The sequence below is a fragment of the Photobacterium proteolyticum genome, assembly GCF_001939735.1.
Lineage (GTDB): Bacteria > Pseudomonadota > Gammaproteobacteria > Enterobacterales > Vibrionaceae > Photobacterium > Photobacterium proteolyticum.
On the sequence record NZ_MJIL01000084.1, the window covers coordinates 1 to 25742 of the forward strand.

Sequence of the window (25742 nt, forward strand, 5' to 3'; positions counted from 1 at the left end):
TTCGCGCATCTCGACATTCGCGCCGTCCATCGTACCGATGGTCAGGGCACCGTTCATCGCGAACTTCATGTTACCTGTACCCGATGCTTCTTTACCGGCAGTCGAAATCTGCTCTGATACGTCTGCTGCAGGGAACAGGATCTCTGCCAGGCTCACACGGTAATCAGGAATGAAGACCACCTTCAGCTTGCCGCCAAGACGAGGATCGTTGTTCACTTTCTCGGCAACCTTGTTGATAGCAAAGATAATATCTTTCGCCAGCGCATAACCTGGCGCCGCCTTGGCACCGAAGAAGAATACGCGAGGCTGCATATCGAACGTCGGGTCGTTCAGCAGACGGTGGTACAGCGACAGAATGTGAAGCAGGTTCAGGTGCTGACGCTTGTACTCGTGCAGACGCTTGATTTGAATATCGAAGATAGCATTGGTATCCAGCTCGATACCCATGTTCTCTTCAACCCAGTCAGCCAGACGTTGTTTGTTCTCTTTTTTCACTGCCATGTAACGCTTCTGGAACGCTGCATCTTCAGCAAACTTCTCCAGACCGGCAATTTTCTCAAGCTTGTTCGGCCAGTCGTTACCCACCTTCTCGCTGATCAACGCAGAAAGGCCCGGGTTACAGTATTTGATCCAGCGACGTGGTGTGACACCGTTAGTCACGTTCTGAAGACGGCCAGGGAACAGCTCGTTGAACTCAGGGAACAGGTCACGCTTGACCAGCTCTGAGTGCAGCGCGGCTACACCGTTGACGGCATAAGTACTGACCACACACAGGTTCGCCATGCGTACCATGCGCTGAGGGCCTTCCTCAATGATAGACAACTTGCGCTTCACTTCATTGTTGCCCGGCCAATGCGCTTCAACCAGCGTCATGAAGCGGTGGTTGATTTCGAAAATGATTTCCATGTGACGAGGAAGCATTTGGGCAATCAGTGCTTCGCTCCACGTTTCCAGTGCTTCAGGCAGCAAGGTGTGGTTGGTGTAGGCGAATGTCTTCGAAGAAATGGCCCACGCGGCATCCCAACCCAGCTTGTATTCGTCAATCAGAATACGCATCAGTTCTGGGATAGCGATAGTCGGGTGCGTATCGTTAAGCTGGATAGTTTCAAGCTTAGCCAGATCTTCAATCTTGTTACCGGCACCGATGTGGCGGCGCAGGATATCGGCAATCGAACAGGCACAGTGGAAGTACTGCTGCATCAGACGCAGTGCTTTACCCTGGTCATGGTTGTCGTTCGGGTAAAGAACCTTGGTCACGTTACCGGCTTCCAGTGCAGAGTACTGAGCCCCCACATAGTCACCGTCGTTGAAACGCGCCAGATCGAACGGTGCATTTGAACGGCATTCCCACAGACGCAGCGGATAAACGCTCTTGTTATCGTAACCGACAATAGGCAGGTCCCAAGCCACACCTTCAACCGTCATTCCCGGTATCCAACGGCGGCGGGTATCACTGTTCTCGTCAATATAGACTTCTACGCGACCATAAAGGCTCACTGTCTGAGAAAGCTCAGGGCGAATCACCTCCCACGGGTAACCTTCAAGGCCACGCCATGCATCAGGAGCTTCTACCTGACGGCCTTCAACAAAAGACTGACGGAACAGACCGTACTCGTAGTGCAGGCCGTAACCTACCGCCGGGTACTCTTGTGCAGCCAATGAATCCATGAAACAGGCAGCCAGACGGCCAAGACCACCATTGCCAAGGGCTGGATCACGCTCTTCTTCCAGTAAGTCAGTCAGATTCAAGCCTAGCTCTTTCATTGCCGCAGCAACGTCTTCATACAGACCCATGCTGATCAGGTTGTTGCCTGTCAGGCGGCCGATAAGGAATTCCAAAGAAAGGTAGTTCACACTACGCGCTTTCTCTTCTGCTAGTTGTTTTTCTGTTTCCAGCAGATTGCCGGTACTGATTTCTGCCAGTGCTCGGCCCATCGCCAGATACCAGCTACGTGGAGTGGCAGTCTCTGAAGTATTCGCATAAGTCGTCGTCAGGTGTTTCTCTACGGCTGCTTTAAATGCTGCCTTGTCAAATTGCTGTGTTTGCCCACTTTTAGACATGGTTCAATCTCACTCTAGGATTATTTCCAACTGGTGACTATGTTGCCTTCAAGTGTATGTTAGAACATCCTCCGACCCTCGAAGGATTATGGATGAGTGCTTGGGGCGTAGCTCCCCTCCTGAGTGTGACATCCTGCAAAACTTTGAGGTATAGATAACTAAGCCTGAACATTGCGATGCAACTTAATTCATTAGAAAGTGATTAAATAACATACTCAATAATAAGCTGAATATTAAATGTTCGTAATAGGTTTGAACCATACTAAAAGCGGCCTTACTCACTCTATTGCTTTTCCGTTACAGCCAATTAAGTGTTAAGATCACAAAAATCATAACGCTTTGCGGATCGGTGACATAAATGTCACGGACAACAAATAATGAAATGATATCAAGGGATACAGTGCCCAGGCGTTTTTAGCATTTGTTTATAGCACCCCATCATGTAACCCAAAGCGTATATCAGAATATTAAAAAGGTTATTTTTCAAATGAGTAGTCAGACTATCCAATGGTTCCCGGGCCACATGCACAAGGCTCGCAAAGAAATTGAAGAAGCCATTCCAAAAGTCGATGTCATTATTGAAGTACTTGATGCGCGCATCCCTTTCAGTAGCGAAAACCCGCTGATCAAATCTTTCCGTGGTCAACATGGTGACAATGATAAGCCTGTTGTTAAGGTTCTTAACAAACGTGACTTGGCCGATCCTGAGATGACCCAGATGTGGATCGAGCACCTTGAGAAAGAGCAAGGTGTTAAAGCGATTGCTATCACCACGGAAAACATCAGCGAAGTGAACAAAATCACCGAACTTTGCCGCAAACTTGCCCCGCATCGCGAAGATATGGGTAAAAACATTCGCACCATGATCATGGGGATCCCGAATGTCGGTAAATCAACCATCATCAACACACTTGCCGGTCGTACCGTTGCAGTAACGGGCAACCAGCCAGCTGTAACCCGCCAGCAACAGCGTATCAACCTGCAGAACGGTATCGTACTTTCCGACACCCCGGGAATTTTATGGCCGAAAGTAGAAAACCCGCACAGTGGTTTCCGCCTGGCAGCAACAGGCGCCGTAAAAGATACTGCAATGGACTACATTGATGTGGCGTTCTTTACGGTCGAATACCTAAAAGAAGCGTATCCGGAGCTACTACAGGCACGCTACAATCTCGATGACGAGCTGCCGGAAACTGAAATAGAGCTGATGGAAGAAATCGGCCGTAAACGCGGTTGCCTCAAAGGCGGCGGTCGCGTTGACCTGCATAAAGCCTCTGAAATCCTAATCAATGAGCTTCGCAACGGTACCCTTGGCAAAATCACCATGGAACGCCCTGAAATGATCACCGAAGAGTTGGTCAATGTCGCGATTGAAACAGAACGCAAAGCAGAAGAAAAAGCGAAGAAGAAAGAAGAGCGCCGCAAGCGCTACCTTCGCAATAAACGCTAAGCAACGACCCTGTTACGATAAATGCTGCCAACTGGCAGCATTTTTTATGTCTAATGTAAGCCTACTCACATAATAAAAAGCGGTGCTGTTTCCCCGCTACTGAAAACAGCACCAATACGTCAAACGACAAAGGATTATGTACCATAGCTGCAGTTTTCCAGATTTAGACTATGCAATAAGCAGAACCACGCTAAATACTGCAACACCGCAACTATTAGGTAGCAACCATTATGCCAACCGTTCATAGGCTATAAATCAATTAGTTATGGCATGAGTACATCAATCATGCACCTTCAGAAGGAAGATCTGCACTGTTAAGGCGCAACAAACCAGCCATCTAAATCGCTAAGAACAAAACCTAACTTAAAACATAAGACCCGCGACATCTTGCCGGGTTTTTCGTCACACCTTGCTATCAAGACTTCATATATTTCCGTTTTTCATATTTGTTTTTGTACCCCACAGAGTCAATCTGCGTTAGCAAAGGTGTTAGAGATTTAGCCCGAAAGCTCAGGCAACATGGTTAGCACTTGATCTATCAGAGCACTTTCATCTTTTATCAAATCATAAGGGATAACCCTAACGGTTAACTCGTCATCAAACCTAAACGCCGGCAAAGGCTGGTTAAAGTGCTCATGCTTGGGGTAAATCAGGTATACCGTACCAGTACCTTTCAAATATTTGTGCCCATAAGCAAACATCTGATACATGTCAGATTGACTAATACCATATTTGTAGCCAACGTTATTCCTTTTCGTTTTTATAATTAGTCTATTCTAAACCCTAAGCGTTCCAAGGTTGCCTTCATTGATTTTTGAAAATCCTTCATCGACTTCATATCTGTGATTTGAGCCAGATCGATTAAACCATCATCAACAAGTTCATTGAGCTTTAAACGGGTCGCAGGTTCACCTAGATGTTCTTCCAACTCACCTTTTAAAGAGTGCGGGGAGTCGTCGTTACCAGAGCGGCCTTCAAATGCAGTACAGTCTTGATAGCCGTTTTTCAGGGCACATAGTAGCCAAGCTTCTGATTTAGGTTGGGCAACGAAAGGAACACCATTTTCAAACTCTTGAGCAATAAAGCCATGCTCCATCGAAAGTCGCTTAGTCTCGTAATTGGGCCACTTGTTACTGTCTGAATCATGAAAAAGTACAGCCAAGCTTGGTTGGACATCGGCATTTTTGGCCACATGCGCTAAAGCACGTGCTGCACTGTAAAACTCGCGGGTTTCGTGCTGGGTCTTTTTACCACGCCTAGAGAGTGGCTTGATGATGCTTCTATCACGGGAGATACGAGTAATCTCTGTCTCATGAACGACTTCAAGCATCCCCGCATCCAATAACGAGTATTGAGTGTACGGTTCAATAAACTTATCAATCAACTTACTAAGCGGACCAATTGCTTCATTGCTTTTACCGATGTCGGTTTCACCTTCACCACTGACAACTAAATACATGCTTAATGCTCCTTTTAGTTGTCAGTTTTTTCTAGTGACGCGATTTCAGATGCAAGATTTTCAAGCATAGTGTCTTCATAAGCTTCGCCCGGGCCCATGAAGTTCAGCTTGTGCTGCATAGAAGGAATATCAAACAGACGAATCGCTTGAGTGGCACCCTTTTCATTCTTATACAGATAGACAACGCCCGCTTTCGCGACTTCATCTTCCATGTAATTAAGGATCATTGGGCTGTGCGTTGTGACAATCACTTGAGTATTTGCCGCTACTAAGCTGTCTACTAGCTTTTCGATGAGCTCTGGGTTTACGCCATTCTCAATCTCATCCAGCAAAAGCGCACTTTGCTTTTTGGTTAACTGAGCGAAGATAGCCATAAAGCGAAGTAAGCCATCATTGATGTGTCTGGCTTCGGTTTTGATGGGCTTCCCGCCAAACTTTTCTTCTATCTCAAGCTTTACTGTGCCAGCTGATTTTTGAACCGTTGCATCCACTTTGACCAAGCTTGGGTACAGCTCTTTCAAAGTCGATACTAATTTCGCTTTCTCTTCTTTCGTCATATTACTGATAAAGCTTGAAAGCATCTTACCGCCAGCGCCTAGAGTTTTACCGCTGATGTGTTGGTCACGCAGCATATCCGGTGAAAGCATGTCTAATGCATTTAGCTCATTAAAGAAGGTTTTAAACTCCACCAGCTCTTTAGGAAGCTGGTTTTCTCTTAATTGGGATAGAATCGAACCTTGATAATCAAAGGTGATTGGTGCTTGAAGGTCCTCTGTAGGCAGTGAGAACTTACCATCAGCGACGTTAAGCAGAATTTGACCACCCCAGGTAATTTTCTCAGCTGTACAGAACAACTCTGTTCTGTTGAAACTGCCTTCCCAAATAACTGGTTTATCCGAGTAAGAAAGCGCTACTGTAAAAGTAATATTGGATTGCTTAGTGAGCGTCGAATTTAGGTCTTTAGCACTCCATTGACGGCTTTCTAGCCATTCATCAATATCACCACTGACCTGCTGAGAGAGGAAGTCAATAAACTGTAATACCGTTGATTTGCCCGAGCCGTTTAAACCCACTAGGCAGTTAAACTTGCTAAACGGCAGGGAAAAATCTACCAACGACTTAAAGTTGTTGGCTTTGATGTTGACTAAAGAGAGTGATGGATTCATGTCGTTTATTATACCTTCTCTGCCGTTTTCGCTTTGGTGGTGCGTTTGCGAGTGACTTTTTTCGGCTTGTTCTGCTCTTTTTCTGCAAGAATACGCTCTAACAACTTTTCTGCTGGTTCATCATTTGGATCTTGTGGCACCAACTCACCTCGGAAAGCTTTGGCTAGAATCGATTGTGTTAGGCGGTCTAGGCGAGCCTTGGCGTCTAGGTATTGTTTTTCGACTTTATCCGCCTTTCTAAATAACTTCTCGACTAAACCAACAATATATTCTTGCTCTACCAATGTAGGTAAAGATATCGGTGCTGCAGAAACTACTGCTTGATTAATTTTAGGCATATTGCCAGTTGTACCGGTTGCATTATCCCTAAAGTATTTTCTTACTACCTCTGATGATAATGCGTAATATAGATATTTAGGCAATATACAATCGTTAGCTCTGCATTTCATAATCAGATCAGGGTAGATATATTTATCATCTTCACCTTCATATATCGCACTGACACCAACATATTCGATTGAGTTAGCTCTTTGAATCAAAATATCTTGATTTTTCACCCACAAGTGGGAGTTTTCTGAAACATCAAGATCAACAAACTTGAACTTATTTTCGACAAAATAACCAGGAGTGATTGCGGACAAAGTTAAGTTTTTGATCCCCGTGTCGAAATCAACGCCTTTTGGTGATTTACCATTACGAGGCTTAGTTTCAACAACATCTATTAGCTTTACACTCTTCCACTCTTTTGAAGTAACACTCGAATCAGTCAAGTCCCCAGACGTTGCGGCAGCCAATACTGATTGACGGAAACGTTTTAGGATTGCAGGAATTTTGTCTAAGCGAGCTTGGGCTTTGTCGACCTTAGCAAGGATAGAATCTAACTTATTGGCAATGCGGATTTGTTCGTTTAGTGGGGCAACACAAACTTTCATCTCTTTTAGCTTTGCTGACTTAATCCCTTTAACTGTCGTACCAGTCGACTGTTCTAGCAGCAAAACTTGAAACAACGGTGATCTCATAAAGTAATGCACAAATTTTGAAACTGACTTGTCTGATATTTGAAGACATATAGCCCGTTGCGCCAATACAAATTTTTCTTCAATATCAATACATGCCACATTTCCTAAAGGAGCTTCTGAGGTAATTAGAATGTCTCCAAATTCAGGAATGCCCCGAGTCATCCAACCTTCATAACTATCTTCTGTCACATATTCACGAGGTTCTCGGTTGATATAACCGTCTCTAATGTTTTTTGCAGTAATTAAAGGTAAACCGGCGCTTACCTTTTTAGGAGTTTTTCCTCTGTAATCAATAAACTTACAGATTTCCTTCAATTCGATAGATAACCAGCCTTTCGGTAACTCGCTCACAGAGCCACCTCATCACTTTCCGCTGAATCTAAATCTACCAAAATCGCTTTTAGCTCTTCCATCGCACCCGCCATTTCAATCAGCGCTTCATTGATCAACACATCTGGCGCAGGCAGCTTCGACGCGTCTTCATTGTTTTCATCACGGATCCAGCTTAAGTCAAGTGACTCATCTTTGGTTTTAATTTCATTGCGGCTAAAGCAACGTAAGCGGCAACCATCAATGTCATTTTCATGCTTGCTCAAGAAGTTTTGACGAGCTTTCTCGTCTACCTGAGTTAGGTCGCTGCCGACTGCCTCGTAAAACTCTTCAAAGTGTTTTTTAGTTAGTACGGTACGCTTACCAAATTTCGGCATGTTGGATCGTAGGTCATACACCCACACATTTTGAGTTTGACCTTTATCTTGGGTTACGTTTTCTGGTTTGGAGAAGAACAACACGTTGGTTTTTACCCCAGCAGCATAGAAGATACCCGTTGGTAAACGCAGGATAGTGTGAAGGTTACATTTCTCCATCAGGTCTTTACGGATGGTTTGCCCGGTTGAACCTTCAAACAATACGTTGTCAGGCAATACCACCGCCGCTCGACCGCCCGGCTTAAGCATCTTGTGGTACATCAAGTGCAAGAAGGCTAGCTGCTTGTTACTGGTGTAGTGGATCAAATCATCACGCGTGGGTACGCCACCGCCCTGCTTGGTACCAAATGGCGGGTTAGCAAGAATCAAGCTAGCTGATGGCAGGGCTTTACCTTCATTAGAAAGAGTATCACCAAACAAGATACCGGAGTTTTCATCATCCACCGCTAAATCATGCAACATGAGGTTCATCATGGCTAGGCGGCGCGTATCTGGCACCAACTCCATACCAAAGAAAGTTTCATGCTGATATTTGTCGTATGAGAGTGTGTCTAACGCTTCAATGTCATTGTGAGCTTTAACGTAATTATGCGCACTGATTAAGAAGCCGCCTGTGCCTGCGGTTGGGTCGACTATCACATCGTCTAAGGTTGGCTTCATCAACTCAACCATTACATCGATTAGAACTCGGGGAGTAAAATATTGCCCTGCACCGGATTTCTTTTCACCTGCATTGATTTCTAGCAAGCCTTCATACATGTCACCTAACCCTTCGGTTTTAGCGCTGTACCAATCAAGTTTGTCAATCTCTACCACCAGCTTATTCAACGTGGCAGGCTTACGAATTACGGTGCTGGCATTGGCAAAAATTGCTTTAGTGATCAATGAACCATTTGACCCTAAGTGCAGAAGCAGCTTTTTATACTCATCAAGGCGCACTGCAGAGTTATAGGCTTCTAGATCTTCCCAGCGGTAACCTTTGGGCAGAAGCTCATCTTGACCTGTTTCATCAACCATTTTTAAGAAAACAAGGTAAGTTAACTCGTTAAGGTATTCGTGATAGGTCACGCCGTCGTCGCGGAGTAAATTACATAGATTCCACAACTTGGCGACGAGATCTTGAGTGCTCATTTATTTTATTACCTTTATGAGTGCGACAGCACTAAGCTGTTTTTGCTTGCTGCTGCGGAGCTGACTGTTGAGGTGCTAGCCACAGCGCTTTGTTAAATTGGAGTAGAACATTCCCGATAGGTTGTTCAAACAGTTTGTTGGCACGTTTAATGCCACCTTGTTGTTGCTTAAAAATACCCTGATCTAGTGCAGGTAAATCAACAATGGTGGTCGCTTTCATTTGCTTAGCGATAAGCTCTAACCATTTCTTTTGTGGTGTCTTCCACTGCTGACTAGCCAGCATAGTTTCTAATGCTTTATCGACACGCAGATCAAACGGAATAAGGGCTTCACCCAACGCTGCTTGGCGAATAAAGCCGATGATTCTAGCAGCGATTTCTTCATTTGTTACTTCGTTCCAGGCCACTTGCAGATCTTGTTCTCTAAAGCGGTTCTTTTCAAGCTCTAGAGCCAGTTCTTTGAGGCTTTTTCTTGTCAATTCCCAAGGTTTTTGCACAACTGTTTGAATTGCAACCAATCTATTGCTGTTAGCTTTAACAAAATCGCTGAATGCTTGAAGATAATCGGATGGTTTTTGCCCATCGCCGTAACCTGTAGTGACATTGGTCACCTCGTCGTCATGGTCAGAAATAATTACTGGAGGGCGATTACCTCCTCCGGTCACTTTACTATCTAACAGTTCGCCTAATCCCGGATGCTCGGTAAACCACGCTGCGACTTCATTGACTGGTCGACTCTTCAGATCTTGAATAAAGTCTTCAGGGGATTGACCAACAATGGTTTCAAAATCTTCACGCTGCGAGTCTGTTAAGTGACGACGTTTGACCTGAAGCTTGGCGATAAACTGATTTTTAGCTAACGTTTGTAGCTCTTCTTCATCGACTTGAGTCATTTCATTCTCAAGCTCGCTGAATGTAATATTTACGTTGGTCACAACAGGCTTCATGCTGTTCACGTCTTCAAGCTGAGTATAGATATCGACCGCATCGTAAATTCTAAATGGCCCCTTGGCGATCTCATCACATAAACGTGTGGCGCGACCTAGCATCTGTTCAAACAAAATGCGACTATTCACTCGACGCATGAAGACCAGATTACAAATCTTAGGAACATCAACCCCTGTTGTTAGCAGATCAACCGTCACCGCAATATTGGGTAAACGATCATTCTTAAACAGACGGATTTTTTCTAATGGCTTATCCGATGCTCCGGTGATCTTTTGGATGGCGTCGTCTTCCACCTCACCATGATAGTGTTCACACGCTTCTTTTAGCGCTTCTACTACTTGATCGGCGTGTTTGTCGGTCACACAGAATATGAGAGTTTTCGCTTCAGAGTATGGATTAATCGCGTCACTTTCGATTAGCCATTTGGTCACTACTTTAGTGAAGTTTGGACTCACCACTTTCTTATTAAACTGCGACACATCAAAATCGAGTTCATCTGGCGTGCGATATTTTTCAATCGTATTGTCTTCGATGTTATACGCCTGAACTTCTTCGTTGATGTTGTAATGAATACCCTGCTCTGCAAGCTTGGTGTGAATTCTAATCGGTGGCAGGTGATCGTTAAGATAGCCATCAATAACCGCTTCCGTATAGGTGTAGCTAAAGATAGGCTCACCAAAGATATCTACTGTATGCAGCGCTGGCGTGGCTGTTAAGCCAATTTTGAAGGCATCAAAATAGTCCAAAACCGCTCGGTACTTGGATTGGTAATCTTTTTGATCACGAAACTCAAGCTCAGTCTCGCTCTGAATTCTGTCAAGCAGATAGCCGCGGTGACACTCATCAACCACAATGCAGTCGTATTGTCCAACGCCTGGTTTGGTATCGCCATCGTTCGGGTACAGAATACGTTTAACTAAGCCTTGCACGGTCGCTACATGTACCTTGGTATCGTCTTCAGGTTTAGCGACTGGCGGTTTATCTGCTTCCATACCAATGACATCGAATGTATCGGCAAAGGTATTTAAGTTCTCTAATCGAACTTCACCAAAGTCAGTGGTTGCCTGCACACCAAGCGCTGAACGATCAACCAAAAATAGAATGCGACGAAAACGTTCTGCTTTGAGCAAGCGATACACTAAAGCAATACAGGTTTTAGTTTTACCTGTTCCAGTTGCCATTGCCACCAGTGCGTTCGTCTTACCTTGTTTAATCGCCTGTTCTACCGACTGAATAGCCTTAACCTGGTAGTCACGGAGTTTTAAGTCGTAATCAAATCCCATCTGGTCAAGTTCTTGCTCTGCTTGCTGCGGCGTTTGACGAAGGTACGCTTTAATTTCACTTGGTGAGTACCAACCTTTTAGCGCTCTACGGCGGTTGGTCGTGTCTCGAACATCTAAAAACCAGATGCCACTCTCTTGTTCCAGCTGTTCTAAGTATGGGCGACCGTTAGTCGCAAACACGACAGGAACTTTGAACTCACCGTAAGTGGTTTCAATAATAATTCCGCCTTTATTGGTTAAGCCTTTGGCATAGCGCTTCGCTTGGTCAATTGCACCATATACATTCTTCGCACTTTTCTTTGCTTCAACCACGGCTACAGGGGTTAACCCCATAAATAAAACGTAATCTGCTGGCCCAGAGCTAGTCGGCCATTCGGCTATGGCACGGTTTTCGTTGGCAACTGGCCTCGCCCCTTTTGAATATTTGAGGTTTACGCTGTCTGCTTTCCATTTCGCATCGTTTAGCTGCTCGTCGATAAGGACACGAGTCTCTTCTTCATTTAATTCCAGACGGGACTTTTCTACTTGCTCGATGACTTTTTCTTGGGCTTGCTTGTCTTGCTGATTAAATGTTGCAAAGTATATAACATTTGCGTCGTCCATTTTCTGGCGATAAGTAGACAACGTCGATTCGTGTTCCGTCGCGACTTCTTCCCAAAGCTGACTTTCTGCCTGCATTTGCTCGGCGCGTTTCTTATTGGCTTGCGCTTTATCAGCTTCTATTTGCTTAAGTTGTTCTGCAACTTGCAGCCGCTCGGACGTTCGCTGCTGTTTAACTTCTAACGCTTGTAACTGTTCCTCTAAAAGACGTACTTCTTCTGATGGGTCTTTGGGCTTAATGAAAGCCGCAGGTTTAAACCCTTTGGCCTGCATACCACCAAATAGGGTGTGATACCAAGCACTAAGTGCATGGCCCAAGACAAGGGATTTAAGCGCATCTCTGTGGCTAGAGGATGTGAAGTCATGAGTTGCTGTATTACCTAGCTTTCTAATGGTATGGAAAGAATCATTAATGCGGGGATCAAGAGTAAGCTTATATTCAAGATTACGCAGCAAATCTATCTGCTTGATATCTTGCCCATAGTCAACACCGACTCGAGCCGCTACGTTTTGCGCCAGTGCTTCTCCCAGTTGGCGAATCTTAACCAGTGTTGTGTTCGGGTCCGGCACAAAGCACTGCTCTGCTCGATTAGCTAGTTGAAACAACAACTCATCGTGATGTTTTAAAAACTCAAAATTACTCTTTTCCACGACAAAGTTTCCTTACTCTTGAACACAACAAATGCAACTAAGCTAGCATATTACTACTTTTGAGACTGTTAGTTAATTCAGAGATTTAGCTAACCATCTTCAACCTAACTGAGACCATCTATAAAGCAAAAACCAACTAATCTTGCTCTTGTGAGTACTTTTCAACATGTAGATTAAGAAAGTGCATGCCTGCTGAACTCAAAATGTAATGCTTATCACCACATTGATAGAGAAAGTTTCTGTCTGCGAGGTAGTTTAAGGCCTTATCCCATGTCTCTATTCCGAGTGCTTGTCGGATGTCATCATAAATCGTTTGTTCGGCAATTTCTTCCAGTGCCGTACGCCCGAGCCCAATGACTGGCGTCATTAAATCGTCGAGGTCATAGCCTTTGTCTACCCAATAGCGGGCGATAATCAACAACATTGCCTGAATTTTGGTGGCATTAGTGTCGGCGTCTTCTTCAGCTTCACTGCGGCTAATATAGAAAAACTCGCCGTCAACATTGAAATTAAGCGTGTAGCCTATATGAAGGTAGAGTTGGGTAAAGTGCTCTAGGTTGTTGTAAAGTTCGGTATAGAGTTGACTCTCTAGAAAACTCTGCTGATAAAGGTCATAAACCTGTTTGGTGATCACCTTACCATTGACGAAGGTTGCGTATATCTGCTGGCTTTTCACCATGTTGATTTGGGAAAATGGAGTCATTACTGAGTTACTCGCTCTGTTCGAATTTTACGGTATAGATAAATATTGTCGCCTTGGGCGAGACGCTGACGAAAGTTGGTCATTTTGACTGTATGTCCATCTAGCATTGCTTCACTTCGCAATATGAAGTTGAGACCTTCTAATAGGTCAACAAAGTGATAGTCAGAGAAATAATCTTTAAGGCGACGATGTAGTGAGAGAGTGAGATCTTGATACTCTGCCATTTTCATATTTTTGACTAGCTCAAAGATCTGCTCTGCGCGCGCGAGCCTCTGCTCGGTGGAATCATCTTTTACGCTGACTAAATCCACATAACGGCTCTGCTCTAGCAAACTCCTATCCACAACCCGCGCTTCAATATCACTCACTACGTTGTTTAGGTAGGCTTCTGAACTACTGATACGCAGCACTTTGGGCCTAGCTTGCTGCATTAACCCCATAAAGGTTCCGTTATCACGAGCAAATTGCCCATCAATCTGGCTGCGCTTGAGGTTTTGTTTTGTGGCATCTAATGCATTCACTAACTCACTAAAGGCACCTTCAATTGCATTAAACTGTTGAAGGCGTTTTTTGGAACGAGCCAAAAACTGATCCACCGATTGAGAAACTTTGCTGATCTGTTTGTGAAAACTATTAAAACTCACCTCATACCTTAGCATCGCATTAGCCCGCTGATGGTCTTGATGGAGGTCGAACTGATTGCGTAAGCTTTGCAGACATTCAAACAAGTTCGGGCCATCTTTCAAACGGCTTTTTTCATCCAAAAACTGTCTAGTAGGCAATATGTGGCGAGACAGTAGTAAAGAGATTTTTTCTATCGACTCTTGCTGAAGAGCAGAAAACACTTTTGGATTATGAGACTTGGCGACAAGTTCACTCGCATCGCTGAGCTCTTGGTTGATAGTCTGCATTTTGACCAAGTTCAAGCGGATGCTGTTAAGCAGCTCACTCAATTGATGAAATAGCTCGTCAATCAACTCCTTGAAATCTAGATCACTATCGCTATACAGCATGGAACCCGATTGGAGCTTTTCTAGGAGTATACGTATGCCCCCGAGCTGGAGCTTAAGTGCCACATCAGTGAGGTCTTGAAATAGGCTGCGATCAAACAGACGAAATACCCCGATCACCGCACGATCAAAGATCAGGCGACTCTCGCCACCGAACTCATCTTTGTCCACCAAAATATGGGAAGCTAACAAGTTGTCGGTAGAAAAAGCAGTACGTAATTGTTTCTGTTTATCTTTGCTTTGCCCCTGTATGTAACGGTGCAATCTAGAGATAAAGGACGCTTCTCTCACATAAGGCTCACCACTCTCATCCATTGTGCGGATCACATCTCTCATGATGGTGTGATGTTCAAGCATTATGGCAAACGTAGGGATGGTTAGAAGTCGTTGATCACTCATCTGCCTCTCCAAACATATCGAGTTGCTCTCTATCCAGCGTACTCCCTTTTGTCACAAAGCTTTCTGGCATGCCAGTAAAAACAATGGTTCTTGCTTTGCTATAAGGGGTTGCGGTACGCATGGCATCTAATCGAAAATGCTGGCCAAACTTAAAGATGATCTCACTGGATGCAGAATTAGTCGATGCGCTTAAGACTCTAAATCCTGCTTGTTTCATATTGGGCAACAGCCAATCAAATTGAGAGCTATCAACCGAAGCACCTTCGTCAATAACCAACGGAAACTGGGTGGAACAAGCGCTGTTTCTCAATCTACCAAGTAAAATTTCAACCAGTTTGATGTTGATAAGCATAATGGTCGAAGTAGATTGTGACTTACTCTCCCAGCCTTCTTGTCCCTGCTTTTTCACTCGGTATGAAATACCAGACACTATCTGCTCCATCGTTAACAATGCGGCTTTGCCTTCTGGGAAGAATTTTTTGCTAAAGGCCTTAAGACGTTCAATAAATTGTTCGGAGGCTTTTTGATCAGAATGAGTATCAAAAAACTCTATTTCATTCACCAAGTCATCAAATCGAGCTTCCACTTTGATTTTGGCTTCTACCTGCGACAAATCATTAATCACTAACCCCTGAAACGCGCGATTGATACTCTGCTCAAATTGGTGAACCATTTCTCGATTGTTTTTTAGCTCATTGATAATGGCGTGAACAGAGTGCTTATGTTCAATAAAGTGTTTACGCAGAATATCAAACTCCTCATCTAGGCCTTGATAGCGCATTTGAAGCTGGTGAAATGCATGTTCTAGAAGTTCATCATCTAGGTGAGACAGCATCAACTTATCGTCATTTTCTAGCACCTGTTCTCTGACGAAATCTTGTAGTCTTTCCGTAATATCTGTCTTTGCTTGACGCTTACTGTTTAGACTGTCAATTTGCTTTTGTAGTGTTTCTCCCGACAAGTCCACTGTCTGGTCGGGTAAGACTGAAAAATCGCTTACTGGCAGATGATGCGCCTGAAGTTCCGCTTTGACCCTAACGCTGTATCCGGTTAATTTTTCTAACTGTTCTTTTTTCTCGGTTAGTTTGTCAGTTTGCGCGTCAAACAATTGCTTCTCTTGTGCCCACAGATCATTTTGCGCGTCGAACTGTTTTTGTAACGAGTCACGAGCTTGTTCAGCTTCCGCTAGTTCTTTATTAATCTCTTGAAGCTGATGTGTGTTATTGGTGTATGCAAGCAACAAGCTGATTTCATTTTTCGTGCGCTTAATTTCAGTTTTCAACGCCGTAATTTCTTTAATACGCTCAATGCGGGATTGATTTCCCATCGCACTGAGTTCTGCGACTCGCATGCGTTTTTGCTCTAAGGTCTCTTGTACTTTAGATAACCGCGTTTGATCGGACTCTCGATTTGTGGGTTGGATAAACTCTAATATTAAATCCCAAAGTGCGTAGTGCTGCTGTTTTTCTTCTAATAAATCGGTAAATGACTCAATTGCCTGCCGCTCAGATGAGGATAACACTCTTGCAGGGTTAGACTCCGCCAACTCCTCATTAACCGCTGCTAACTTCATCCAAACACTTTCAGGTAACTGGTTAAACAGCTTGTATTGTTGAGCGTTGACCGAGGCTTGATAGCGAGCTTCCGTCTCTTCAAGGTTGGAAATTTCCTGCTTGAGCGTTTCCAATTCAGTTTGTAGAGCCTCTGCATCTTCCTTTAATCTTAACGCTTCCTTTCTATCATCTAGGTGTTCACGGTGGCCTGAAACAATGTCGTCTATCGTCTCACTTTCATCGTATATATTGATGATAAGCCCCGTCTCTTGCACAACCTCATCGAGCTTTTTCTGTTGACGAGACAATACGTTAATCTCACCTTGCAGTGCCTTTTGTTTATCAGTGGTGTCATCACACGCTTTCTTAGCAGAGCGTACCTTTCCTTTCTGTAACGTTAACTGTATCTCTTCTTGCTCAAGAATTTGGTTTTCTTGTGTGATTCGGCTGTCAAGCATCATGGCGTACTGCATCAACGCATCTTCAGCATTTCTATTGCTCACTAATTGTTGATGACTGAGGGCAAGCTTTTCGTACTCAGGTCTTAGGCTTTCAATCTTTTTGAGTATTAGCTCGCGGCGTGACAACATGTCGTTATGATTAATAAAGGCATCAATATCGAAATTAAGCTCGTCTTTTCGCTCCTTCTTTCTGGATTCAATGATGTTGGCGACCGCTAAACGAACCGTGTCCGAACCGGTCTTCATATCAAATAACAAACGAACGAGCGCGCGAAAGGCATCGACATCTGCATCTTTAGTTGAACTAAGAGGGAACAAGCAAAAACGCATCGCATCAATATCGAGTAGTTGATTAGCGTAGATCACCTCTTTAATTTTTGCTGAACGCGTTACTGGCTTAAAGTGCTTATCCTCACGCTTGAGAAAAGTCTGTACTTTGCTCAGCGTTAAATCATCCACTCGACCACCAATACAATCGTCTCCGGCATTGTCATCCCAAAAAAGGTGGCGTATTTGCTCATATCTTAGCGAGGTAAACATGCGGCGATAATCGAGTTTTTCTGAACTACCACGATAAAGTATCTGACAGTGAGGGATAGGCCCGCCTAAATAGTTATCGCACTCTAAGATCAAAAAGCTGGTGCTGCTCGGAAAGTAGTGTTCAAAACACTCGTCATTGGAGTAAAAGTTGCCTTCTTTATCTGAAAATCCGAACTTGCTTTTTGAGTCTTTGAAGTTTTCTTCTGGTAATAAAAATAATCGAATCGCATTGAGGATCGACGTTTTACCAATATTCCCGCCACCAATTAAGATACCGCCCTCTCTAAGGTCGATCTCTGCGATGGCCACCCCCGCCGAATCAATAGCAATTAAACGTGAAATACTAATAAGCAAATTGTCTATGGCATTCTTTAGCATAAATTAATCCTTTTTAAATACAGGAAGGAAGGCTTCCTGCTCCATAAAATGACGAGTTTGGTTCATGAGATCAGCTTCTTCGTTTAAACCAAGATCTCGAGCCAGCATTATTGCCTTAGCCAAGTTAGTACCATTTTTTGGTTTGAGCTTAAATTTGCTTCTAAATGGTTCCCACTCAATTGGGGCCAGCCAAACGCATTGAGGAAAAGAGGCTTTAAGAGTGTTGAATATTGTTAATCCCCCTAATTCAACATCTTGCGCGCAGTATATTTCATCATAAATCGATAGAAATGGCGTATTCAGATGATGGCATATTTGATTGCCAGAACCGAAAATAATGTCTGAGTTTTCAGCCAATAACGGATGACCAATTAACTCTAGAAACTCCCGATATCGATAGAAATTTTCAATATTCTCTATAAGAACCGCCCGCTGGCCAATAAGCTTTCCTTGGGTTTTGTAACCATTGGCATCAGATATAACCACAAAAGGAACCTGTGACTTAGTGGTGCTGTTCAAAACTAACACATGGGCGAAACTACTTGGAAAAGCATGCGAGCGCCCCAAATGTGATGAGCCTACTCTATCGCTTACCTCTGGTTCAAAAAGCGCGCTATGTCTCTCTTCATCAAGCACCTCCATTTGATGGCCATCCCGAACACGAGTAGCACTATAGATTTTTCGCCATTCATTCATGTCTGAGAATGGTAAGCACTTGATAAAGCGAGCTAGGTTGATCGAATCTCCCTGCGAAATTTTGTTGAGATATTGATTCAGTTTCATTTCAGTATGTCCAAATTCATTAGATACCTAACGCTAAACATTCCATGGAATCTCTATATAACAGGCAAACCGACTTATTTAGGGGCTTTGCTCATTTTAATACACACCCTATTGACGGGCGTAAAACACCCAAATAATATGACGTCACTAGCGACAGGTAAATACTGATTACATATACATGTCGCATAATTAGACAGGATTAACACTGATGAATAAATGGCCGATACGCTGGGATCTTTTACTTCGCTATAGATTGGTCGAAATCATCGCCCTATGGGAGGGCAGGCTCACGACCAATCATCTAATACAAAGTTTTGGGATTGGTCGGCAACAAGCTTCTAAAGACATCAACAGTTACCTAAATGATATTGCCCCTGGAAGCCTTATATACGACAAGTCGTTAAAAGGCTATAAACCTAGTGACTCCTTCATACCAAAACTAACAAGCGGCCATGCTGATGAATATCTACACATACTTGCCCGCAGTGAAGATATCACTATCACTTTTGGTGAACTTGACATGGGGTTTGAGAATACCTCCATGGTTCGCCCTATCACTCGCAATATTTCACCTCAAGTTCTTCGCCCACTCATTCAGGCAATCAGAGAAAAGAAACGTGTCGATATAAGCTACACATCACTAAAAGATGGAAAAGAGGTCGAACGCATCATTTCACCTCATACATTAATTTGTACTCCATTACGATGGCACGTTAGAGCTTATTGTGAACACGCAAAAGGATATAGAGATTTTGTGTTAAGTCGGATTCGGAACATACCTGATGTCAACGACAAAATGATTATGGGAGTAAACCAAGATAAGCTATGGAATACAAAAGTTACTGTTGAGTTAACACCAGACTCACGCTTTACTGCTGCTCAAGCAGCTGTCATTGCCAATGATTATGGCATGAATGACAACGTCCTTCAGATTCCGACTAATGCGGCATTAGTTCGCTATGTCTTAGATGCTTACAATATTGATATCAACGTTTTGGATTCAAACCCAAAGGGGCAACAAATCATCATCAATAACTTCGAAGAGTTGAGGCTATATCTTTCTTACTGATTTTTGACCTGACTTACCCAATACCATTTAAGTAAACTACCAATCAGATAATTTACAGGGCCCTATTACAGCGATATAAGTAAAAGCAATTAAGAGTAAAAAAACGCTGTTGCTGGCTATTACGTCTTTGCTGGGAGTATGACGTAGGCTGCAAAACGGTGGTATTTGCCAATTAGGTGGGGTTATAAAAAAGAGCGGGCGCGACATTCGTCGCGCCCTTAGGTCTTACTTGCAGCATTCCCGCTACTATGGTGCTCCCTGCATCATTCCATGATTTTGCTGATTCCTTCAGCTTAGTCCTTTTTGTCTCTTTCCTAGAGATGTCCTTTCGGTCATACCTTGACCCGTCGAAGCATCCTGTCTCGACTCTCATCTCCTTCCTGGAGGTGTCCCTTGCTTCATCCTGAAGTGGTCCATTTTGTCATCCTGACTAGCAAATTTCCTATTTGCTATATCGGTTCCGTCCGATTGTCCCTTCACAGTCCATGTTCGATAAATCTTCCTGATCTACCGTCCTCATCCTGAGGTTGCCAATCTCCCTGGCATATTTCCTGTTCCGTTCCGTCAGTTCCTTCCGACGAGGTACAGATTACGTTATTTCAAAATCTAAGCAATACACGAAGTTCACATTTTTCTGTCTCAACTTCAGCAAAACTGACAGAACAGACATAAACACTTGAAAATTATCGACTTTACTTATCTTGCGAGAGAGAACCCTACAAAAATCTTTCACATCTCCCACGCCTTTGTAAGAGATCTCTTACAAGAAACCGCGCTGAAATCGCCTCCCGACACCTAACTCCACCTGCAAAAATCCTTGTTAATTATGCATATTGAGTCAAAGATTCCAGCTTTTCTAACAACACTTCTTTCTTAAACGGCTTGGCAACATAATCATCCATACCTGATTCATAACACTTGGCAATATCTTCATCCAGTACACTGGCAGTTAAAGCAATAATCGGCAAACGGCTTGCTTTACTCTCTTTTTCCCAACGTCTAATTTCCTCTGTTGCCGTAAAGCCATCCATAACCGGCATCATACAGTCCATCAAAATCGCTGAGTACTGCTTGCCTTGCTTGATCGCATCCACGGCCTCCTGACCATTGTTCACGACATCATAACCGAAGCCCGCCTTTCGCAAGAACAAGGAGGCAACCTTCTGGTTCACCAAGTTATCCTCGACAATCAATATGATATTTTCTTCATCATCAATATGCTCAGTAGCCACCTGGTGATTAATCGTTGTCGGAGAAATGTTCTGCTCTGACTGCGTATTATCCAATTTGACAGCCAAACTTGGTTCTACAGCCTTTACTGCCGCCTGAATGGCTTTAATAAAACGCAGACCAAGAAGAGGAAACGTAATCACACCATCTATTTCTGAACCGAAGTCGTGTAATGCATCGCTATGTCGACTACATATCACCAAGGCGGCTTGTGGAAGGTGCTGTCTGATGATTGGTATCTTTTGTTGTGTCAGATCCAGGGACTGCTGACAATATATAACCAGGCTATAGTTACTTGAGGTCAGATCCATCGCTAAGAGATCGGCACTAACCGAGACGTTTATCCCCCACTTTTGACACTCCGCCCGGATAAGCGCAACGGTCTCGTCATCACCTCCAACCAACAAACAGCGCAAGCCATCCAAGCCTTGCGAAGGAGGAGTAGCAACCACATCAATATCCACCTCCAGCGTAAAAGTGAAAATACTGCCAACCCCTTTTTCAGATTTCAGTTGAATATCCCCTCCCATCAATTCGACGAGCTGACGACAAATAGCCAAACCAAGACCTGTCCCACCAAACTGACGGGTAATGGAACCATCTTCCTGAACAAAAGGTGAAAAGACTTGTGATTGTTTATCCTCTGCAATCCCAATACCCGTATCTATGATGGAAAAAAGTAAATCGGCTTTATTGGCCGGTTTAAGTAGACAATCTACAGCCAGAGTCACACTTCCCTCCGGCGTGAATTTAACGGCATTAGACAACAGATTCATCAACACCTGGCGTAGTCGATGCTCGTCAACAACCACACTATACGGAACATTCGGTGCAATCTTCACCTGTAAGTCTAGTTTTGACTCGGTCGCCCTCGTCATCACGATACTCATGGTGTCGTAGACAACTTCACTGACATTGCATTCATTAGGCGCAAGCACCAAGTTGCCAGACTCGATTTTAGATAAGTCTAAAATATCATTAATTAACAACAACAAAGTCTGCGAGGACGTTTCTATAGTCTGGAGATACTCAGCCTGAGAGGGTGAGAGTTCAGTATCAGCCATAATACCCGACATACCAATAATGCCATTTAGAGGAGTACGTATTTCATGAGACATGTTGGCCAAAAAAGAGCTTTTCGCCATGTTCGCCTTCTCGGCGGCTTCTTTAGCTTTCAGTAGGTTAGCTTGATTTACACTACGCTCTTCGATGAGTACATTCAACTGGCGTGTAAAGACGGTAAATTCATCATTGCCATCTTCTTTTATCCGCAAGTCACTATTATTCTGCTGTTCAATATTAGCCATGGTCTTTAAAATATGACCAAGATAAGAAATAACTCGTCTAGCCAAATTTGAACCAAGATAGCCCATGATCAGCAAAGAGAGGACAATGACGGCTAAATACACAGTCATCAGTTGCTTTGACTTGGATATACAATCATTCACTTCATAAATTAACTGCGCACTCACCTCATTGACAACAAACTGAATTAAACGAAAACGTTCATCAAACGCTTTCATACCTGCAGAAATATCTTTCCCCGATTCTTCTCCTGCCAATATTTCACTACGTAATTTATAGCTATCGGAAAAAGCAGGGTTTGTAAATGTTCTGCTGAGTAAATCGATTTGCTCCGGTGTGGCATTAATAGACAGATAACGTTCAATGAATAATTGCTGCCTTTCTATAACCGAAACTAAGAGGCTCTGATAATACTCGTCTCTTGTTACGTCACTATTTAGCAAATGCACATACCAGTTTTCTTGCTGAGCCCAAATTTGAAGCCACTTTAACTGGTAGAGAATAGATAGGTTTTGTTCAATCTGATCATCGTCCACAGTAAGGCTGCTTTTCTCCAGTTGCTCAAGAGATTGTCCGACGAGATCGGAAGCCCAGTCTGACCAATCAGTTACATCCTCCTTGGCAACGCCTTCAAAATCTTGAAGAACCTCAATCATATCCGACGCAACAGCAGAAGCTTCAACCTGCTCGGCAGGATCAAAAGCGACAGTAAGCAAAGTCGAATATTGTGATGCAGCTTCAATAGCCTGATTCTTTTCATCAAACACATCCGCAGACTCCAATCGACTTGTCCTCAATTTGTGAACCAATGTCCCAAAAGTCGATATTTCTTCAAGTAACTGAACTCTTGCGCTCAAACTATTCAAAGAGTGGACTTTACTATAGAGTTCACTAAGCTCTACGCCTGTAAAAATGGAGGAAAATGTTAGTGGCAACACCACTAGGCAGAGCAGCCTTGTCTTTATTGATATTCTATTTAACAGGCTCATACCTTCTCCTTGAACGTGAACCTTTGCATATGTCCATTTGTAGTCACATCAATGTATACTATTATTTATATTAGAATTATTTTAGGATAAATGGAATTTTTTGATGTGCAATGGACTGAACACTAAAAGTTTTATTTCCCTTCTTGCTGCAGGGATAATGTTCTTACTGCCTTCATTTTCTAGTTTTGCTAGCGATAGCAATGCAAAAGATGTCGAGTTCGCTGTTTTTTCACTAAATGATGAGATCCCTTCCCTCAGTAAAAGTAAGGCGAGAATGCTTTATAAAGGAAGAACTAAAAAATTAAATGGCAGTATTAAGATTGTTTTGGTTGATTTACCCACTACATCCATACTCCGGGAAGATTTTTATAATATGTTACTGGGCAAATCCATTTCCCAAATGAATGGATATTGGGCAAGCCTGTCTTTTTCCGGAAAAGGAACGCCACCGGAAGAGCTCAACAGTGACGATATAAAAGATATTATCGAATGGCTGAACAGAAACCCTAACGGAATAGCCTACGCACCTGTCAGTGAGGTCCCGGAAAATGCCAATATTCTTATCACAATCTTACAGGGAGAGTAAGATTATGAAGACTTCAACATTCATTCTTATACCGCTTATAGGCATCTCTTTTGCGTCGAACGCTGCAATTAAAGTAACCGACAATTTCTCTATCGGCGGCTTTGGCTCTACCTCAATGACCAAGTCTGATAACAGCACACCACTCTTTGTTCACAGGGAAATTGACGATAGTACCTGCTATGACTGTGACACCACCTTTGGCCTCCAAGCTGATTTAACCATGACTGATGATGTTAATGCCTCCTTGCAGATCGTTAAGCGCCCGCAGGATGATTGGTCTGACCCTGAAATAGAATGGGCCTACCTTGGCTATCAGTATGAGGACTTTTCATTCAGGGGCGGTCGACAGCGAGTCCCCTTGTTTCTTGTCTCCGAATACTACTATGTTGGTCAGGCCTACACTTGGGCCAGGCCACCGCAGGAAGTCTACGACAGCCTTATGGGCTTCACCTTCTACGACGGCCTTTCTGTAACCTGGCAAAGTGATATTTCTGACGAGACAGCTGTGACGGCGTCACTTTATTATGCCTTCGAACACGAATACAAAACTGAACTAGGTAACGATAAACTTACCTTTGATACAGATAGAATTGCCGGAACATCGGTTGGCCTGAGCGGTTTTAACTACCGAGTGCATTTAGGCTATGCGCACGTAAAATTCACTCAGTTGCCCGCAGCCACGCCAACAGCAGAAATCTTAAATGTCTATACCCTTGGCGGTGAATACTCACATGAACAATGGCAATTTATGGCTGAAGTTCAAAGCGACCGGATACAGACAAATTGGTATGTCAGTGGTGCCTATAACTACGATATGTTTACCCCATATCTGGTCTACGCAGAAAGTCACCACCGTAGGCAATCACAAAGCCTTACTGCGGGACTGCGCTACGATATCAGCTACTCCATCTCGCTGAATGCCGAATGGCAAGGTATCTTTATGGATAGCAGCAGCTACGACAAATTCGGGACTGGTGCCTTTATTTCACCCCCTAAGCTCACCGGGGAAGACAAAGATGCGCAGTTATATACTCTAATGCTTAATTTTGTTTTCTAAACCGCTAGACTCCGCACAAACAAACCTTCATAAAAGAAGAGGCCATCAGCCTCTTCTTTTTTCTAACTCTTTTCAGGATCATGCCACACTGCACAATGGCGCTTTTCTCAACGTACCCAACGTGTCGTACACAGGAACTACTTGACCAGCATTGCCGCTCCAAACACGCCAGCACTATCACCAAGCGCTGGTTTCACTATTTGGGTTTCAAGTACCGGGTTGAACAGATGGCGTAGGATTGCCTTGGGGCCGTATTCATAAAGTACATCAACATTGCCGACACCGCCTCCCACAACAATCACATCCGGATCGATGACATTGATGATTTGAGCAACAGCAAGGCCGAACTTCTCAATCAGTCGAGTCAAAGTGTGCTGAGCATAGCTATCGCCGGATTCGGCCAACTCAACAATCTCGGGCAGGCTCGCCGACTGATTGGCCAGTCGTTGATAATAGCTCTCCAGCCCTTTGCCCGAAATAACTGTTTCCAGACACCCGGCTTTACCGCAGTAACACGGATCGCCATTGGCCTCGAGGACGTTATGGCCCCACTCGCCCGCAATACCATGTCGGCCATTGATCAGCTTACCGTTCACTACCAGGCCAGAACCGACTCCTGTGCCCATAATGATACCGAAGACCACTTCGGCATCGGGTTTGACTTTCGGCACGATACCCAGACAGGTCTCGGCCAACGCAAAGCAGTTGGCATCATTTGCCAACTTAACTTCAGTCTGCAAGAGGTTTTCAAGATCTTTATCCAGCGGCTGGCCATTCAAGGCTGTCGAATTGCAGTTTTTCATCACACCAGTTTGCGGATCTAAGGTGCCCGGCGTTCCAAACCCGACACAAGCCGGGTATTCACCCACTTCTTTCGCACATTGATCAATGAGCCGTTTGATCCTCTGCAAAATATGCCGATAGCCTTTGTCTCCTTCGGTCGCAAGACGCTTGCGCAACACACACTGATCATCTTCATAAGACATCACTGCACACTCAATCTTGGTCCCACCCAGATCGATGCCCCAATAATAACGGCCCATTTCAACTCCACTGGTTTATATCTAGCGATAACATTCAATTTGGATAAATTGACATAGTAAAGCCTGATTAAAAATCATTGTGTTAGCCTTGATTCTAAATATGTGATTGAGAGCAAGTGAATGGCCATTGTCGACGCCAGGCGCATTAACCGCCAAATACAG

Annotated in this window: 17 protein-coding genes; 4 read left to right on the forward strand and 13 right to left on the reverse strand. The window is 43.9% G+C overall.

Features of this window, described 5'->3' with window-relative positions; translation table 11 throughout:
• Positions 1–2061, reverse strand: a 2061-nt coding sequence (locus tag BIT28_RS16425; protein ID WP_075765658.1) for a glycogen/starch/alpha-glucan phosphorylase, incomplete at its 3' end; no start/stop codon positions are given.
• Between the two features lie 487 nt (positions 2062–2548).
• Between BIT28_RS16425 and ylqF the strand changes: the two genes are divergently transcribed.
• The gene (gene ylqF, locus BIT28_RS16430) at positions 2549–3511 is read left to right on the forward strand and encodes a ribosome biogenesis GTPase YlqF (RefSeq protein WP_075765660.1); all 963 of its coding nucleotides are present in this window, start codon (positions 2549–2551) and stop codon (positions 3509–3511) included.
• Positions 3512–4008: 497 nt separating this feature from the next.
• On the opposite strand, the gene BIT28_RS16435 is transcribed toward ylqF, so the two are convergent.
• From BIT28_RS16435 to BIT28_RS16480, 10 genes are all read right to left on the reverse strand, one after another.
• Positions 4009–4221: a hypothetical protein gene (locus BIT28_RS16435; RefSeq protein WP_083651910.1), complete on the reverse strand. Its 213-nt coding sequence runs from the start codon at positions 4219–4221 to the stop codon at positions 4009–4011.
• A 56-nt stretch (positions 4222–4277) separates the two neighbouring features.
• The gene (locus BIT28_RS16440) at positions 4278–4970 is read right to left on the reverse strand and encodes a hypothetical protein (RefSeq protein WP_075765662.1); all 693 of its coding nucleotides are present in this window, start codon (positions 4968–4970) and stop codon (positions 4278–4280) included.
• A 14-nt stretch (positions 4971–4984) separates the two neighbouring features.
• Positions 4985–6136, reverse strand: a complete 1152-nt coding sequence (locus tag BIT28_RS16445) for an AAA family ATPase (RefSeq protein ID WP_075765664.1) — start codon at positions 6134–6136, stop codon at positions 4985–4987.
• 8 nt (positions 6137–6144) lie between these two features.
• Complete coding sequence (locus BIT28_RS16450) at positions 6145–7506, reverse strand: restriction endonuclease subunit S (protein WP_075765666.1); 1362 nt, start codon at positions 7504–7506, stop codon at positions 6145–6147.
• The gene (locus tag BIT28_RS16455) at positions 7503–8993 is read right to left on the reverse strand and encodes a class I SAM-dependent DNA methyltransferase (RefSeq protein ID WP_075765669.1); all 1491 of its coding nucleotides are present in this window, start codon (positions 8991–8993) and stop codon (positions 7503–7505) included. The genes BIT28_RS16450 and BIT28_RS16455 overlap by 4 nt, the downstream gene beginning before the upstream one ends.
• A gap of 31 nt (positions 8994–9024) precedes the next feature.
• The gene (gene hsdR / locus BIT28_RS16460; protein WP_075765671.1) at positions 9025–12474 is read right to left on the reverse strand and encodes a type I restriction-modification system endonuclease; all 3450 of its coding nucleotides are present in this window, start codon (positions 12472–12474) and stop codon (positions 9025–9027) included.
• A 136-nt stretch (positions 12475–12610) separates the two neighbouring features.
• The gene (locus BIT28_RS16465; RefSeq protein WP_075765673.1) at positions 12611–13177 is read right to left on the reverse strand and encodes a condensin complex protein MksE; all 567 of its coding nucleotides are present in this window, start codon (positions 13175–13177) and stop codon (positions 12611–12613) included.
• Positions 13177–14586: a hypothetical protein gene (locus tag BIT28_RS16470; protein ID WP_075765675.1), complete on the reverse strand. Its 1410-nt coding sequence runs from the start codon at positions 14584–14586 to the stop codon at positions 13177–13179. The genes BIT28_RS16465 and BIT28_RS16470 overlap by 1 nt, the downstream gene beginning before the upstream one ends.
• Entirely contained in the window at positions 14579–17518 is a 2940-nt protein-coding gene (locus BIT28_RS16475; RefSeq protein WP_075765677.1) for a hypothetical protein, read from the reverse strand. Before BIT28_RS16475 ends, BIT28_RS16470 begins: the two co-directional genes overlap by 8 nt.
• Positions 17519–17521: 3 nt before the next feature.
• Positions 17522–18301: a hypothetical protein gene (locus tag BIT28_RS16480; RefSeq protein WP_075765679.1), complete on the reverse strand. Its 780-nt coding sequence runs from the start codon at positions 18299–18301 to the stop codon at positions 17522–17524.
• Positions 18302–18509: 208 nt separating this feature from the next.
• Between BIT28_RS16480 and BIT28_RS16485 the strand changes: the two genes are divergently transcribed.
• Positions 18510–19370, forward strand: a complete 861-nt coding sequence (locus BIT28_RS16485; protein ID WP_075765681.1) for a helix-turn-helix transcriptional regulator — start codon at positions 18510–18512, stop codon at positions 19368–19370.
• A gap of 824 nt (positions 19371–20194) precedes the next feature.
• Here BIT28_RS16485 and BIT28_RS16495 read toward each other — a convergent pair.
• Entirely contained in the window at positions 20195–22894 is a 2700-nt protein-coding gene (locus BIT28_RS16495; protein WP_075765685.1) for a hybrid sensor histidine kinase/response regulator, read from the reverse strand.
• Between the two features lie 103 nt (positions 22895–22997).
• On the opposite strand from BIT28_RS16495, the gene BIT28_RS16500 reads away from it, so the two are divergent.
• Together BIT28_RS16500 and BIT28_RS16505 are read left to right on the forward strand one after the other, a co-directional pair.
• On the forward strand, positions 22998–23480 hold the full coding sequence (locus BIT28_RS16500; RefSeq protein WP_075765687.1) for a hypothetical protein: 483 nt from the start codon (positions 22998–23000) through the stop codon (positions 23478–23480).
• A 4-nt stretch (positions 23481–23484) separates the two neighbouring features.
• Complete coding sequence (locus tag BIT28_RS16505; protein ID WP_075765689.1) at positions 23485–24537, forward strand: hypothetical protein; 1053 nt, start codon at positions 23485–23487, stop codon at positions 24535–24537.
• 137 nt (positions 24538–24674) lie between these two features.
• Here the strand turns inward: BIT28_RS16505 and BIT28_RS16510 are convergent, their stop codons facing one another.
• A complete protein-coding gene (locus BIT28_RS16510) occupies positions 24675–25580 on the reverse strand; it encodes an ROK family protein (RefSeq protein ID WP_075765691.1) in 906 nt (301 codons plus the stop codon).
• Positions 25581–25742 lie beyond the last annotated feature (162 nt).